Here is a 14,183-nt window from a genome sequence, read left to right on the forward strand (position 1 = left end):
GCCGTGCAAGCGGGAAAAGGGCTTGTGGAGAACCTGATTGCGCGTCGGCGGCGGAGCGGCGGGATGACAGGGGTTTGTTTGCCGCGAAGGCGGTCTCGATCAGGAGAGATCGGGTTCAAAAAATCGATGCAAGCAGCGGGGTGGCAGGGGGGCCTTACACCTCGCCGCTCCGGGTGCTCAAGCGCGTAGGGGCGCCAGAAAAGGCTCAGATATTGTTGTCTTCGTCGTCGCTGTAATCGGCGCCGCCGGTGTCGGGGAGCGGTTCGTCATCGCGGGCGGGGATGACATAGCTGCCGGTGAGCCAGCGGTTGAGGTCGACATCGGCGCAGCGCTTGGAGCAGAAGGGCCTGAAGGCCTCCACAGCGGGCTTGCTGCAAATGGGGCACTTGCGGCGGGGCGCGACAGGTTCGGCCATCAGACGCCCGACAGGGTGGACTGGTTGAGCCAGTTGAAATGCACCGGATAGCCCTCGCCAGCCAGCAGCTGGGCGGTTTCCATCAAAGGCAAGCCGACCACGGCGGAATAGGAGCCGGAAAGCTTGACGACGAAGGCGCCGGCAATGCCCTGAATGGCATAGCCGCCCGCCTTGCCGCGCCATTCGGCGCTGGCCAGATAGGCTTCCATTTCGCGGGTGGAGAGGCGCTTGAAGCGGATGCGGGTTTCGACCACGCGCTGCCGCCGGGCGCCCGAGGGGGTGAGGACGGTCAGGCCGGTATAGACGCGATGGGCCCGGCCCGAGAGCAAAGACAGGCACTCGCTGGCCTCGGCCATGGTTTCGGCCTTGGGCAGGATGCGACGGCCGACGGCGACGACGGTGTCGGCGCCGAGCACCAGGGCATCAGCGCCAAAGCCGGAAGAGCGGGCCTTGTGCTGGGCGGTGAGGGCCTTGAGGTCAGCGAGGCGCTGGGCCAGCTTGCGCGGCAGTTCCCCGCGTTCGGGGGTTTCGTCGACATCGGCGGGCACCAGGTGCTCGGGTTCGATGCCGATCTGATTGAGCAGCGCCAGCCGCCGCGGCGAAGCGGAAGCCAGGATCAGATCGGGGCGACTGGCCATGGTGGGATCGAGCTCCGTTGATCTGCTGCGGCCCGTGCCTGAGCGGCGGGCGTTGGTCGCTCAGGACGACCCAAAAGGATCGCCCTGCCGCCTGCCGGGCGGAACGCGCCAAACTACTTGAAGCGGTAGGTGATGCGGCCCTTGGTCAGGTCATAGGGCGTCATTTCGCACAACACCTTGTCACCGGCCAGGACACGGATGCGATTCTTGCGCATGCGGCCGGCCGTGTGGGCGATGATCTCATGTTCGTTTTCCAACTTGACCCGAAAGGTCGCGTTGGGAAGCAATTCCACAACCACGCCCGGAAATTCGAGCACTTCTTCCTTTGCCATACTGTCTCCAGATAAGACCCCGCGCAGCTCGGATTGGCGCGCCAGGGGTCGAAAAGTGCGCGGAACCTACTTCAATTCATTGGCTTTGTGAACCACCGGAAACCAGAGGCTCCAGACGCTGCCGAACGCGCTGTGAAAGCGTGTCCCGCAAGGCGCGATAGGCGGCCAGAACCACCTCGCGATTGCCCTCGACCAGAGAGGGGTCGGCGACCTCCCACCGTTCGACGGCGCCGGCCTCAAGGCCCTTGCGGGCAACGGCCTCGGCGGCATCGTCGGAGAGGCAGATGACGAGGTCGAAATGGTTGGCAACCAGCTCGTCCAGGATATGGGGGGTGTGCACGCTCATATCAATGCCCACCTCCTCCATCACCTGGTGGACGAACTGATCGACCTTGCCGCCGGTGACCCCGACCGAGCGGGCAATCAGCCGACCGGGAAAGGCCTTGCGGGCCAGGGCCGCGGCGATGGGCGAGCGCACGGCATTCATCGAGCAGACGAACAGCACGGTGGGCAGCTTTGAGGTGCTTTCGTCGATGCGGCTGGCATAGGGCTGGACGGCGCAGATCAGCGTGAACAGGCGCCTGGCGGTGTTGAGATCGATGATCAGCTTGTTGTCGAGGCGGGTGCGCAGCAGTTCGGCAGCGTCGTTATGCAGGCCGCGCCGGGCCATGTCGACGGTCTCGATCTGGAAGGGCTGGGCGGCGCGGATGGCCTCGTAATAGGCGTCGCGGATGCGGAAATAGTCGCGGATCAACCGGCGAAACGGGGTCAGCGAGAGGTAGTGCGCGGCGATGGGCTTGAAGGTATCGGGATTGCGCACGTCAAGCACGATGGAATTGCCGACGATGGACATGTGCAGGGCGAAGGGGCCGGTGGCGGTGACGCGGGCCGGGCGGAAACTGTTGTCCTCGAGCAGGTCATAAATGGCGATGCGCCATTCGTGGACCTCGTCGGGATTGATCGAGGTAATGGTATTGGGATCGAGCGTGACGGTGACCAGGCGATCGGTTTTGGCCGGATCGGCCTTGGCAGGACCGGTTTTGGCAGGACTGGGGCCGGGCTGCGTCCCTGTGCTCAACGGTTCAACCTTATGGAAATGGAGCGGCCGTGGCCATGTAGTGATTCGACCTCGGCAAGAATCACCGCCGCCTCCGACAGCGCGGACAGCGATGACGGATCGCAGCCCAGGATGGAGGTGCGCTTCATGAAATCGAGCACGCCGAGGCCCGAGGCGAAGCGGGCCGAGCGGGCGGTGGGCAGAACATGGTTGGAGCCGCCGACATAGTCGCCGATGGCTTCGGGCGTATGGTGACCCAAAAAGATGGCGCCGGCATGCCGGATGGAGGCCGAAAAACCCTGCGGGTCGTTGATGGCCAGCTCGACATGTTCCGACGCGATGCGGTTGGCCAGGGTGGCGGCCTCGTCGAGCGAGCTCACGGTGATGATGGCGCCGAACTCGTCCCAGCCCTGGCGGGCAATCTCTTCCTTGGGCAGCAAAGCCAGCTGGCGATCGACCTCGGCGGCGACGGCGTCGGCCAGGCCCTTTTCGGTGGTCACCAGGATGGACTGGGCCCCTGCCCCGTGTTCGGCCTGGGCGATGAGATCGGCTGCGACCCAGGCGGGGTTGGCCGACCCATCGGCAATGACAAGCACTTCGGAGGGGCCGGCGATCATGTCGATGCCGACCTGGCCGAAGACCTGGCGCTTGGCGGTGGCGACATAGGCATTGCCGGGGCCGACGACCTTGTCGACCTTGGCAATGGCCGCCGTGCCATAGGCCAGGGCGGCCACGGCCTGGGCGCCGCCAATGCGGTAGATCTCGGTGACGCCGGCAATCTGGGCGGCCAGGAGGATGGCCGGGTTGATCTGGCCATTGGGGGTGGGCACGACCATGGCGATGCGCCCGACGCCAGCGACCCTGGCGGGCACGGCATTCATCAGCACCGATGAGGGATAGGAGGCCAGGCCCCCCGGCACATAGATGCCGACGGCATCGACCGGGGTCCAGCGGGTGCCCAGGGTGACGCCCAAATGGTCGGTATAGATGTGATCTTCCGGCTTCTGCTTGGCGTGGTGCGACCAGATGCGGTCATGGGCGGTCTGCAGCGCGCCACGGATCCTGTCGGAGACCCCGGCGGCAGCGGCCGCAATCTCATCTGCCGAGACGACCAGGGTATCGAGCGCCACATTGGCCGAATCGAACCTGTTGGTCAGCTCGACCACGGCGACGTCGCCGCGCGCCCGCACATCGGCGATGATGGCGGCAACGGCATCATTGACGTCCCGGCTGGATTCGCGCTTGCCTTCAAGCAGCTGCACAAAGCGCTGCTCGAAATCACTGTCGGCGCTGTCGAGACGAATGGGCATCAAAAGTCCTTAGTCGAGAGAGTGGGCAGGCTTGGCTGCGGCGGCCCAGGCGGCGCCGAGATCGCTGAGGCGGGCTTCGAGGCACTCGACGCCCAGGCGCACGGTACCGCCGCCGGCAAAGCTGAGTTCGATGATGCCGGCCGGCCCGTCGATCGGCTTGAAGGTGATGGCCAGCAGTTCCAGGACGCCTTCAGGCGCGGCCGGATCATAGCCGCTGGTGACCACGGACTGCACCGCGTCAAAATGCAGCGCGGCGCGCTTGCGCACGCCCTTGTCGCGGCGGCCCTGGCCCGAGGTCCAGTCAAAACGGTTCATCAGCAGGGCAAAGCGGCGATCGCCGCGGGCATAGCCCATGTCGGCAACGCGCACGACGGCGTCCTGCACATTGGCGGAAAGGACTTCGAGATCTTCGGTGTCGAGCGCAAGCAGCTTCAGGTCGGTCATCAAGGGTCGGCCTTTGGTTGGATCGACCCTATCTGGTCACCCCGCCACCGATCTACAAGTTTGACGGCGCCGGGGCAATGCGGCAGGCGTAAAAGGCGCTGGGGAAACGGCGCGGGCGGGCCGGGCGCCGTGGCGCCCGGCCCTGCCGGATCAGCCGGCGACGCGCTCGATCTGTGCGCCGCAGCGGCTGAGCTTGTCTTCGAGCCCTTCAAAGCCGCGATCGAGATGATAGATGCGGTTGACCACGGTTTCGCCCTTGGCGGCGAGGCCGGCAATGACCAGCGACACCGAAGCGCGCAGATCGGTGGCCATGACCTGGGCCCCCTTGAGCTGGGTCTTGCCGCGAATGGTGGCCACCTGGCCGTCCACGGCGATATCGGCGCCGAAGCGGACCAGCTCGGCGACATGCATGTAGCGGTTTTCGAAAATGGTCTCGCGGATATGGCTGGTGCCCGCGCTCATGGTCATCAGCGCCATGAACTGGGCCTGCAGATCGGTGGGGAAGCCGGGAAAGGGATCGGTTTCGACATCGACGGGCAGGATGGGGCCATCATGGCGCTGTACGCGCAGGCCCTCGGGCTCGACGGTCAGCTGGGCGCCGGTGCGGGCCAGGATATCGAGGGCCGCCTGCAGGTGCTCGGGCCGGGCGCCGCGCAGCAGCACATTGCCGCCGGTCATGGCCGTGGCAATGGCGAAGGTGCCGGTTTCGATGCGGTCGGGAATGACATCCACCGTGGCGCCATGCAGGCGCCCGACGCCATCGATGGTGAGGGTGCGGGTGCCGATGCCGGTGATCCTGGCGCCCATGGCGACGAGGCACTCGGCGACATTGGTGATCTCCGGTTCCATGGCGGCATTTTCGATGACGGTGGTGCCACGGGCCAGGGTAGCGGCCATAAGGATGGTATGGGTGGCGCCGACCGAGACCTTGGGAAAGGTGATGGTGGTGCCGACAAGGCCGCCCTGGGGGGCCTTGGCCACGACATAGCCCTCGTCGATATCGATCTCGGCGCCGAGCGCCTTGAGGCCGAAAAGGAAGAGGTCGACCGGACGGGTGCCGATAGCGCAGCCGCCGGGCAGCGAGACGCGGGCCTCGTGGCAGCGGGCCAGCAGCGGCCCGATGACCCAGAAGCTGGCGCGCATCTTGGAGACCAGGTCATAGGGGGCGGTGGTATCGACGATGTCGGCGGCATGAAAGGTCATACGCTGGCCGACCATGTCGTCCTCGCCGCGGCGGCGGCCATGCACGGCAATGTCGACGCCGTGGTTTTCGAGAATGCGCTCGAGCTGCTTGACGTCGGCCAGACGGGGCACGTTCTGCAGGATCAGCGGCTCGTCGGTCAGAAGCGAGGCAATCATCAGCGGCAAGGCGGCGTTCTTGGCGCCGGAAATGGCGATCTCGCCATTGAGTTCATTGCCACCGATCAAACGGATGCGATCCATAGTCTTGTCGTCCTATATGGCGGGCTGGTGCCCTAGCTACCTGGGAATGGAGGTAGGCCAAGTCCTAGATGCCACGTAAGCCAGACTCGCCGAACTCGATATTTTGGCGTGCATAGCACGCCGGGCAGGATAGTCGTCCGAAAATGGTTTACGGTTTCTTCACCGGCACCGTTTCGTCTGCCGGCTGGGGATCGGGCGCCTGGCGTTCGGAATCGGAACGCGCCTTGACCTGACCCTTGCGGCGCTTGAGGTTCTCGCGGAGCTTTGCGGCCAATCTTTGCTCACGGGCGTCGGCTTCTTGCGTTTTGCTCATCGGCGAAGGGATTTCGAACTGGGGCGCGGGATTCGGGTTTGGTGGAAGGCGGTGATAGGCGTTTTTTTGCCTTGCGTCGAGCCGGACCCTATGGCAGTAGAGCCTCCGTCACGCCGAGCATACCAGCCGCGTCACAATTGCTGCCGTAGCTCAGTGGTAGAGCACCCCCTTGGTAAGGGGGAGGCCGACAGTTCAATCCTGTCCGGCAGCACCAGTCTTTCCCATTGAATACCCAGAACTATCTGGAATTGCTGACACTTTCGCTGCCGACATGGTACGCAGCGTAGGTAAACAGATGGTTTTAACAATGCCCCGCCCAACGAAGCATCCGATCACGGGGGTTTACCTGCTTCGTCAGCGGGTATTTGCCACTTCGCCTTTGAACGAGCGCGGCGTGACCATTGACCAGCGCACTGCCTGCTCGCTGGACTGGTCGCGCATTTTGTCCGGATTGAATGAACCACCCCAGGCGATCTGGCGCAGAATGCCGACGCCCTTCAGCAACGGCGCGAGCAACGCGTCCAGTCGGGGTGGGCAGCCCTGACTGGAGATCGGCGTGGCTGTCCCGACCCAGGCACCGTCGAGCGGAACCATCTCCTCTTCGGGAAACAGCCGCAGTGGGCATTCGTCATTGCCTCCGGCCACAATATTGATTTCCCGGAGCGGCAGGCGTGACCACATCATCTGGCCGTTGTACTCGACGAGCTTGACCTCACCGGTTCCCGTCGGCGGGTCAATGCCCAGAACGACTATGGCCTCATCGACCGTTACCGACGACAAGGCGCACACACATCCCTTTTCGCCACAAGTGGCGACAACAAGTTTTTCCGAAGCCAGGACAGGCATGGCGAGGCAACAAAAAATCAAGGCAAGCAGGGCGCGCATGGTCTAATCCGCCATGGTCTGTGGCACGAGCAGCGTCCTGATATCGGATGCCGCCAGCCCGCCGAGGTCGATCGCGGTCCCGTTGAAGCGTTTCAATGTTTCCGCCGATGCGAAGACAGGCTTTTGAGCGTCCGCACCCGCCGACTTGCCGACGCCCAGCAACGCACCCATCATGTCGAGTGCCTGCTGCTTGCCCGGATCTTCGCCCGCCATCTTCTTCATCATCTCGCCGACCATCTCCTCGGCGGAGCCTGCCCGCAGCGGGCTATCGGTGTTTGGCACGAGTTCCGCCTTGCCCTCGGGCTTGCTGAAGGCAAGCGTTGCCCGAATGATTTCGAACGCCGAGAGTGTTTCGGTGCTTTGGCTCTCGAAACGGCAGAGCTTTCCCATCGAGGCGTCGACACACGGGCCGTTCGAAGCGACCCACTGATGGGGATTGAGGACGATTGTGGGAATCTCGTCACCATTCGCCGGACCGAAGAACGTTACCGAGGGGAGCTCCGATTGTACCCCGCCCGCTGTCTCGTAGAACAGCGGGAAGTCGGTGTACCAGCCTGCCGGCAGCAGGAAGGACAGGCCCGTTTCGACATCCTGATGGGCGCAGGGAACGGCCTGTTCGCAGAAATAGCCGGTGTCCTCGCCCATGCCCTCGCTTTCAAAGGGTTCGTTTTGCTTGTCGTAACTGCCGTCCCCCTTGGGGCCAATGATGAAGCTGTTCTTGGCGCCGGGGTATACGGTCACCGTGGCGGCAAAGACCATGCCTTGCGCAATGCCCTCCACGTCATAGACCCCTTGCTCAAACCGCACCGACACACGGCCGGTGCTGCTCTCGTTCATGGCCCAGGCCTCCGGTGCTATGGGCTGACCCGGTTGCGGCACCGCCGACCACTCGACGGCCGTACCGGCAAACTCTGGCGGCACATCGAAGGTGACGTCGTACATGGGGATCCCTTCATCCAGGGAGACCTCATTGACGACAGTGATCGGCCGCACCACCAGCTCGCGCTCATCGGCAAAGCGATAGGCCAGCTCGTATGCACCCGGTTCGGACGGCGTCGGCAGGGTCACCGGGTTGTTGTCACGCACATAGGCATTGCTGATATAGCTGTCGTCGCCGGGGACGCGCAGCAAGATATAGTCGCCACCGGCACCGGGACCTGACCACCCCACCTGCACATCACTGTCAGCTTCGGTCTGGTCGGGCGCTGAAAGGCTGGCTGGAAGAGGCGCCACCGCAGTGCCTTTGGGCACGACGCTGATCGAACGTGTCCCGATAGTCTCGCTGTCATTGAGCATATAGGCCAGCTCATAGGTGCCCGGTTCATCGGGCATGGTGAGCGTGACCGGGTTATTGCCCGAGACATAGTCATAGGAAATATAGCTGTCAGAGCCGGGAAGGCGGATGCGCACATTGTCATATGTGGCATCAGGCCCGACCCATTTCACCGGCACCAATTGGCCGACGATGGCCTGCTCGGGCGCAGACAGCGAGACCGGGGCCTCGGTGACCGAAATGGGCCTACGGGCGACAATGGTTTGGTCCTGGCTGACATAGCGCAACTCATAGGCGCCGGGCGTTCCGGGCATCTGGATCGTCGCCGGATTTCCCGATTTGGCATAGACATAGGCTGTGTGGTCACTATCGCCGGCGGCACCGACTTCGATCGTATCGAGGTCCGCCGTTTCTGAAACTGACCAGCCGACTTCAACCTCAGTGCCGATCGGCGCTTCGTCGGGTGCCGACAGTCCAGCGGTTGGCAAGGCGGTTGTCTCTGGTTCGAGCTGCGTCGACGCGTTCACCGTGGCATTGAGTGCGTCGGTGAGGTCGTTGGCGCTGGACGCCCGGATATAGCGCCCGCCTGTGTTCTCGGCCAGGCAGGCTACGGCGGCGCCTTCTTCCTTGGTCAGGCCAAAGCCAACGACATGGGTCGTGAATTTCAGGCCAAGCTGCTCCAGTTCGTTACCGAGCGCACAGGGGTCAGCCTCACAGGTTTCCAGCCCATCGGTTACCAGAACCACGGTCGCCTCTTCTTCGGTATAGCGCAGCGCTTCTGCGGCCTGCCGAACGGCCTGAGTCAGCGGCGTCTTGCCGAGAAACCGCATTGATTGCACGGCCTTGAGAACGGCAGCCGAACTGTTCTTTTCGGGCGGGACGATCAGCTCGATGTCATCGCAATTGCCCTTCTGGCGGTGTCCATAGGCCAATAGGCCCAGTTCACGATCCTCCGACAGGCCACTCAGCACATCAGCGACAGTGTCGCGAGCAATCTCGAGCTTGGCGCGGCCATCGATCTGGCCCCACATGGAACCCGAACCGTCCATGACGATAATCATGCGTCCTTCGGCCAGAGCGGCGCCGGACAAGGACAATAGTGCGAACAGACCCAGAGCCAGTGTTCTCAATAAGCGGTTCATGCCTGGGCTCCCGTACCGGTCATGCCTGATGCAGGCGCCGTCTTGATCCCCGCCCACCTGGCCGCGCGGCTCCCCAATTCCTGGAATTTCTTTGAAGCGCCACTGATGCGGTGTTCCCATTCCGGGCTCGGTTGCTGGCCATCAGTGACCTTAAAAAAGGCCTGCAGCAGGCAGGCAATGGCGAAAGGCTCGATCAATGCCGCCTTGATCGCCCAGGCAAACAGCAGCGCAAACACCACGCCACCTGCCGACCACGCGCCGGGGATCAAATAGACCAATGCAATGGCTGGCGCGAGCATGAGCAAAAACACCAGCAGCGACAGCCCATAGACGAACAGGGTGAGCCAGGCTGCATTGATCAGCATGGGCTTGGCATTCTGACCATAGAGCACCAGCGCCTCCTGGGCGCTGGCAAACGGATTATCCGAGCGGGTTCGGATGGCGTGGGCGAGGATAACTTCATCGATCAGCCCGACCGCCAACTTGAGATAGGCGCGCAATATGGCCATCAGGCGATCAAGGCCAGGAATGGGCAGGATGGTGAACAGCCCCTCCAGCAGACCGGTGACCGCATTGATCACGCCCTTGACCAATTGGTCGATGCCGAACAGCACCGAGGTCTGGCCAAAGCGTTGGGTGACCACCGATTTTGCATAGGCGATCTGTCCCATGCCCTCGGGCAGCGACCGCCCATCGAGCAATTCCACCATCACTGCGATATGCCCGGCCTTGACGGTGTACAAAATGTATTCGCGCAGGAAATACAGCACGCCCGCCGTCAGGGCGAAGCCAAGCCCGCCGCCCCAGATCACCGAGCCTGCCTGAAAGTCAGCATCGCCAAGGCCACCCACCCCATAGCCGATGCCCGCGCCGGTCCCGGTGGCGATCACATAGGCCGCAGCGATGGCAAAATAGACGGCTGCCCGAAACAGGACGAACGGCGCCGTCCTGATCATCAGGCCCATGCCCCGCGTCACGCTGAAATCCCACATATTCTAACCCCATCAATCTACAAGCCCGGCACCCCGTCCATGCTGGACGCGTGTGCCGGACAAACTATGGGTGTTTGCCGATCACTTCTTGGGCTGGACGGCACTGAGGTCAGGGGTGGGCGGCACTATTGCCCGTCGGCACCGAGACTGCCCGCCCGCGTTGCCGATGGCGTCATGCCATATTGCTGGCGGTAGCAGGCATTGAACCAGGACAGATCGCCAAACCCTGTCGCCATGGCAATGTCGCTGATCGATCGGTGGTGCTGGCGCGGGTCAGACAGCATATCGTGCGCCAGGCTCAGGCGACGCCGTTTAACATAGTCGCGGAACGTCGTCTGCTCGCCGGCAAACAGGGCGCGGGCATAGCGCGCGCTGATCCCCTGGCGCGCAGATATCCGGTCCAGTGACAGATCGGGCGCGGTCAATTGCGCTTCGATATCGCTCTTGAGCCGATGCAGCCAAGCGGCACGCACCCCCCGCTCGGGCCCGGTTTCCTCGATTAATTGCCCATCGGCCAAAGCCATCCGGGCCAGATCATGCAAATGGCCGGTACACGTGCGGGCCGCTTCCGCACTGAGTTCGGCCTGACACCCATGCAGCGTCTTTGCGTACCCCAGAAGCAGCTGCCAATACGGCGAATTTCTTTGCGTCGTCCGCAGCGCCGCGTCCAAACCGGCGCCCACGCCGATCAAGGCGCTGCGCGGGATCGAGACATAGAACACATGGGTGCTCGGATCATTGAAATGGGCAATCCCCGGCACCTCATTGGGGTCGATATAGACCGAGCCCATGCCGCATTCCTGATCCGTGCCGCCACGCTGACTGATCTGAAACCCCGCCACCATCGGGGCGTGGATCAGAATATTGTCTGGTTCTTCCGCCGCGAGCGCCCGGCTGCGCTCCGTGGTGCATTGTGCATGCACAGTCGAGGCAATGACGGCATTGGGCAGCACGGCTATCGCGGTGGTGGAGGTAAAATTCTGTGGGTCGTCGGGCAAAATCAGCAGTCGGCAAATCGACGCAGCAGCATCTTGGAACGCCGGCACCCGGTGCTGCGGTTCAAAATCCATAGCGGACACAGAATATAGCGGCACCGCGCCTCCTAGCACTTAGGTATTCCACAGTTTTACGCGACGGCGCGAATTTCGCAAGGCGAGCGCATTCTAAGGCGCCTGAAGCGCAGCGGTCGCGATGGATTGGTGTTTGAATGGGCGCAAGATTTGTTGCCTATTGACCGTAGGTCTCGTTGTTTGGCGGCGGCTGCTTGGGCAAAAGGAGCGCTGCAATACACCCGCGATATAAGTCGGCGCAACGCCGATGCCGCGGTGAACCGGCGAACGGCAGCTTTCAGCAAAACCCTCCAAAGGTCTGAACGTCGGAAATGGGGTCGGAACCAGCCAACTGTGCCGGAACCGCGCCAATATTCACAAACGGTCACCCAGCCACAACCGGATTGACTAAGAAACCCGCTAATGCATAAATGACACCGATGTCATGACATCGGTGTCATTAGCGCCGGGGAGACATCGTGGCGGATCTGAACACACAAACGCGGGAGGCGCGGCGTGTGGAAAGGTCCGGCCCAGGGAGGATTTCGTGGCTACAATTTACGACGTCGCAAGAGCTGCCGGGGTGTCGCCCAAGACGGTCAGCCGCGTCATGAACGGGGATGCCCCCGTCAATGAAAAAACGCGCATCGCCGTCGAAGCGGCCATGGTGTCGCTCAACTATGCGCCGTCAAGCGCCGCTCGCACCATGCGGTCGCAGCGCTCCGGCCTGATTGGCATGATCACCGGCGCCATCAGTTCCACCCTGGAGTTCGAAGATGCCGGCCTGCCGGAAATTTACCTCGTGCAAGGCGCCCAGCGCGTTTTCGCGCAGAGCAATCGCACGCTGCTGATTGCCGATAGCGGCGGCCGCGCCGATCGCATTCCCGCGCTCTTTCAGACTTTCCGCGAGCACCGCGTCGAGGGCGTGCTCTATGTGGCCGAATACCATCAGGAAGTCAGCCTGCCTGAAACCCTGCGCGATGGCCGTATCGTCCTAGCCAATTGTTTCGATACCGAGGGCACGCCCTGCGTCCTGCCTGATGACGAAGGCGCCCAGTTCGCGCTGGTCGATGGTTTGATCCGCCGTGGCCACACGCGCATCGCCTACCTCACGCTGCCCCCAACCTATGCTGCCTGCCCCCTGCGCGTTGCCGGCTATCGCCGCGCCCATGCCGCAAACGGCATCGATAGCGATGACCGGCTGATCCAGGTTGGGGCCCTAGCCAGCGCCACCCACGAATTCGACCTGCTGTGGGATGCGCTCGATCGCGTTCTGCGCGCTGAACCCACGGTTATCTGCTGCGCCAACGACAAGATGGCGATGCGCGTCTATGGCCTGCTGCGCGAACGGGGCATGGCCATTCCGCGCGAAATATCCGTCGCCGGCTACGACGACTACCGCATGATTGCCGAACACCTGCATCCCGGCCTCACCAGCGCTCAATTGCCCTATGCGGCCATGGGCGCGCGGGCAGCCGACAAACTTCTGCGCCTCATCACCGGCACGCAACGCCCGGACGAACCGGCGCATGAACTGGTTTCCGGACCCGTCGCCTGGCGCGACAGCGTCCAGCCGCGGGAAACCAACATTACACACCTATCTACCAGGAGGAACGAGACGTGAAATCCCTAAGCATTCTGGCCGCAACGCTGGCCTTCAGCACCGCCTTTGGCGGCGCCGCCTTTGCCCAGACCGACCTGACCATGTGGTACCATGGCGCCGGCAGCACAGTTGAGCGCGATCTGATCAACGGCATCATCACCGACTTCAACGGCTCGCAGACCGAGTGGAAAGTCTCACTGCAGGAATTCCCGCAGGCCGCCTACAACGACTCTGTCGTTGCCGCAGCCGTTGCCGGCAATCTGCCCGATATCATCGACGTCGATGGTCCCGTGATGCCCAACTGGGCCTGGGCTGGCTACATGCAGCCGCTCCAGCTGTCCGAAGGCGCGCTCGATGGCTTCCTGCCCGGCGCGATCGGCACCTATAATGACCAGGTCTATTCGGTGGGGCTCTGGGACGCTGCGGTTGCCATGTATGCCCGCAAGTCGACCCTCGAAAAGTTCGACATCCGCATGCCGACGCTTGAAGAGCCATGGACGCGCGAAGAGTTCGACGGCATCCTTGAAACCCTCAAAGCCTCGGGCGAATTCGAATATCCGCTCAACCTTGGCATGGCCGACCAGGGCGAATGGTACCCCTATGCCTTCGCGCCCTTCCTGTGGAGCTTTGGCGGCGATCTCGTCGATCGCACCACGTATGAAACCGCTGAAGGCGCCCTCAATGGCGATGCGGCCGTCGAATTCGGCGAATGGTGGCAGAGCCTTTTCACCAACAATTATGTGCCCGGTACCAGCCAGGACATGGCTGATCACGAAACCGGCTTCATTGATGGCGACTATGCCCTGCAGTGGAACGGCAACTGGGTTGCCGTGAACACGCTCGCAGCCCTTGACGACGATGTCGTCTTCCTGCCGGCGCCTGATTTCGGCAATGGCCCCAAGATCGGCGGCGCATCCTGGCAGTTCGGCGTTGCGGCAACCTCCGCACACCCCGATGGCGCCAGCGCCTTCATCGAATTCGCCCTGCAGCCAAAATATCTCGCTGCATTCTCCGACGGCATCGGCCTGATCCCGGCAACCGCAGAAGCGGCGGCCCTGACGAAGAACTATGCTGCCGGCGGCGCGCTCGAGGCCTTCTACGCCCTCTCCGAACAGCAAGCCATGCTGCGTCCGGTGACCCCGGGCTATGTGTTCGAGGCGCTCGAATTCCGCAAGGCGCTGTCTGACATCGCCAATGGCGCCGACGTCGTCGATGCTCTCGACGCGGCGACCGACGCAATCAACGCCGATATCGCGCGCAACAACAACTACGCCGTCGCGCCGTAAC

14 protein-coding genes and 1 tRNA gene are annotated in these 14,183 nt (G+C 63.0%); 3 read left to right on the forward strand and 12 right to left on the reverse strand.

Features of this window, described 5'->3' with window-relative positions; genetic code table 11:
- Positions 1-205 precede the first annotated feature (205 nt).
- From yacG to GDR53_RS19845, 8 genes are all read right to left on the reverse strand, one after another.
- Complete coding sequence (yacG, locus tag GDR53_RS04500; protein WP_193336891.1) at positions 206-415, reverse strand: DNA gyrase inhibitor YacG; 210 nt, start codon at positions 413-415, stop codon at positions 206-208.
- Positions 415-1,053: a Maf-like protein gene (locus GDR53_RS04505; RefSeq protein WP_193336893.1), complete on the reverse strand. Its 639-nt coding sequence runs from the start codon at positions 1,051-1,053 to the stop codon at positions 415-417. The genes yacG and GDR53_RS04505 overlap by 1 nt, the downstream gene beginning before the upstream one ends.
- A gap of 113 nt (positions 1,054-1,166) precedes the next feature.
- Entirely contained in the window at positions 1,167-1,385 is a 219-nt protein-coding gene (infA, locus tag GDR53_RS04510; RefSeq protein WP_046138947.1) for a translation initiation factor IF-1, read from the reverse strand.
- Positions 1,386-1,461: 76 nt separating this feature from the next.
- On the reverse strand, positions 1,462-2,463 hold the full coding sequence (locus GDR53_RS19900; RefSeq protein ID WP_193336894.1) for a UPF0262 family protein: 1,002 nt from the start codon (positions 2,461-2,463) through the stop codon (positions 1,462-1,464).
- The gene (hisD, locus tag GDR53_RS04520) at positions 2,460-3,752 is read right to left on the reverse strand and encodes a histidinol dehydrogenase (RefSeq protein ID WP_193336895.1); all 1,293 of its coding nucleotides are present in this window, start codon (positions 3,750-3,752) and stop codon (positions 2,460-2,462) included. The genes GDR53_RS19900 and hisD overlap by 4 nt, the downstream gene beginning before the upstream one ends.
- 9 nt (positions 3,753-3,761) lie before the next feature.
- Positions 3,762-4,196, reverse strand: a complete 435-nt coding sequence (locus GDR53_RS04525) for a DUF2948 family protein (RefSeq protein ID WP_193336897.1) — start codon at positions 4,194-4,196, stop codon at positions 3,762-3,764.
- Positions 4,197-4,346: 150 nt separating this feature from the next.
- A complete protein-coding gene (murA, locus tag GDR53_RS04530; protein WP_193336899.1) occupies positions 4,347-5,639 on the reverse strand; it encodes a UDP-N-acetylglucosamine 1-carboxyvinyltransferase in 1,293 nt (430 codons plus the stop codon).
- A gap of 148 nt (positions 5,640-5,787) precedes the next feature.
- Positions 5,788-5,913 (reverse strand): hypothetical protein, encoded by a 126-nt coding sequence (locus tag GDR53_RS19845; RefSeq protein WP_269802201.1) that lies wholly within the window; start codon positions 5,911-5,913, stop codon positions 5,788-5,790.
- Positions 5,914-6,091: 178 nt separating this feature from the next.
- On the opposite strand from GDR53_RS19845, the gene GDR53_RS04535 reads away from it, so the two are divergent.
- Positions 6,092-6,166, forward strand: a tRNA-Thr gene (locus tag GDR53_RS04535).
- A gap of 140 nt (positions 6,167-6,306) precedes the next feature.
- On the opposite strand, the gene GDR53_RS04540 is transcribed toward GDR53_RS04535, so the two are convergent.
- The 4 genes from GDR53_RS04540 to GDR53_RS04555 form a co-directional block, all read right to left on the reverse strand.
- Entirely contained in the window at positions 6,307-6,837 is a 531-nt protein-coding gene (locus GDR53_RS04540) for a hypothetical protein (RefSeq protein WP_193336901.1), read from the reverse strand.
- Positions 6,838-6,840: 3 nt separating this feature from the next.
- Positions 6,841-9,252 (reverse strand): VWA domain-containing protein, encoded by a 2,412-nt coding sequence (locus tag GDR53_RS04545; protein WP_193336903.1) that lies wholly within the window; start codon positions 9,250-9,252, stop codon positions 6,841-6,843.
- A complete protein-coding gene (locus GDR53_RS04550; protein ID WP_193336905.1) occupies positions 9,249-10,244 on the reverse strand; it encodes a hypothetical protein in 996 nt (331 codons plus the stop codon). Before GDR53_RS04550 ends, GDR53_RS04545 begins: the two co-directional genes overlap by 4 nt.
- Before the next feature lie 125 nt (positions 10,245-10,369).
- Positions 10,370-11,314 carry a helix-turn-helix transcriptional regulator gene (locus GDR53_RS04555; RefSeq protein WP_193336906.1) on the reverse strand — a complete coding sequence of 315 codons (945 nt, stop codon included), beginning with the start codon at positions 11,312-11,314 and terminating at the stop codon, positions 10,370-10,372.
- Positions 11,315-11,840: 526 nt separating this feature from the next.
- On the opposite strand from GDR53_RS04555, the gene GDR53_RS04560 reads away from it, so the two are divergent.
- Both GDR53_RS04560 and GDR53_RS04565 read left to right on the forward strand, forming a co-directional pair.
- Positions 11,841-12,917, forward strand: a complete 1,077-nt coding sequence (locus GDR53_RS04560) for a LacI family DNA-binding transcriptional regulator (RefSeq protein WP_193336908.1) — start codon at positions 11,841-11,843, stop codon at positions 12,915-12,917.
- On the forward strand, positions 12,914-14,182 hold the full coding sequence (locus GDR53_RS04565) for a sugar ABC transporter substrate-binding protein (protein WP_232846729.1): 1,269 nt from the start codon (positions 12,914-12,916) through the stop codon (positions 14,180-14,182). The genes GDR53_RS04560 and GDR53_RS04565 overlap by 4 nt, the downstream gene beginning before the upstream one ends.
- The last annotated feature ends 1 nt before the right edge of the window (position 14,183 follow it).

This window comes from Devosia beringensis (assembly GCF_014926585.1).
In the GTDB taxonomy this organism is placed as follows: Bacteria; Pseudomonadota; Alphaproteobacteria; order Rhizobiales; family Devosiaceae; genus Devosia; species Devosia beringensis.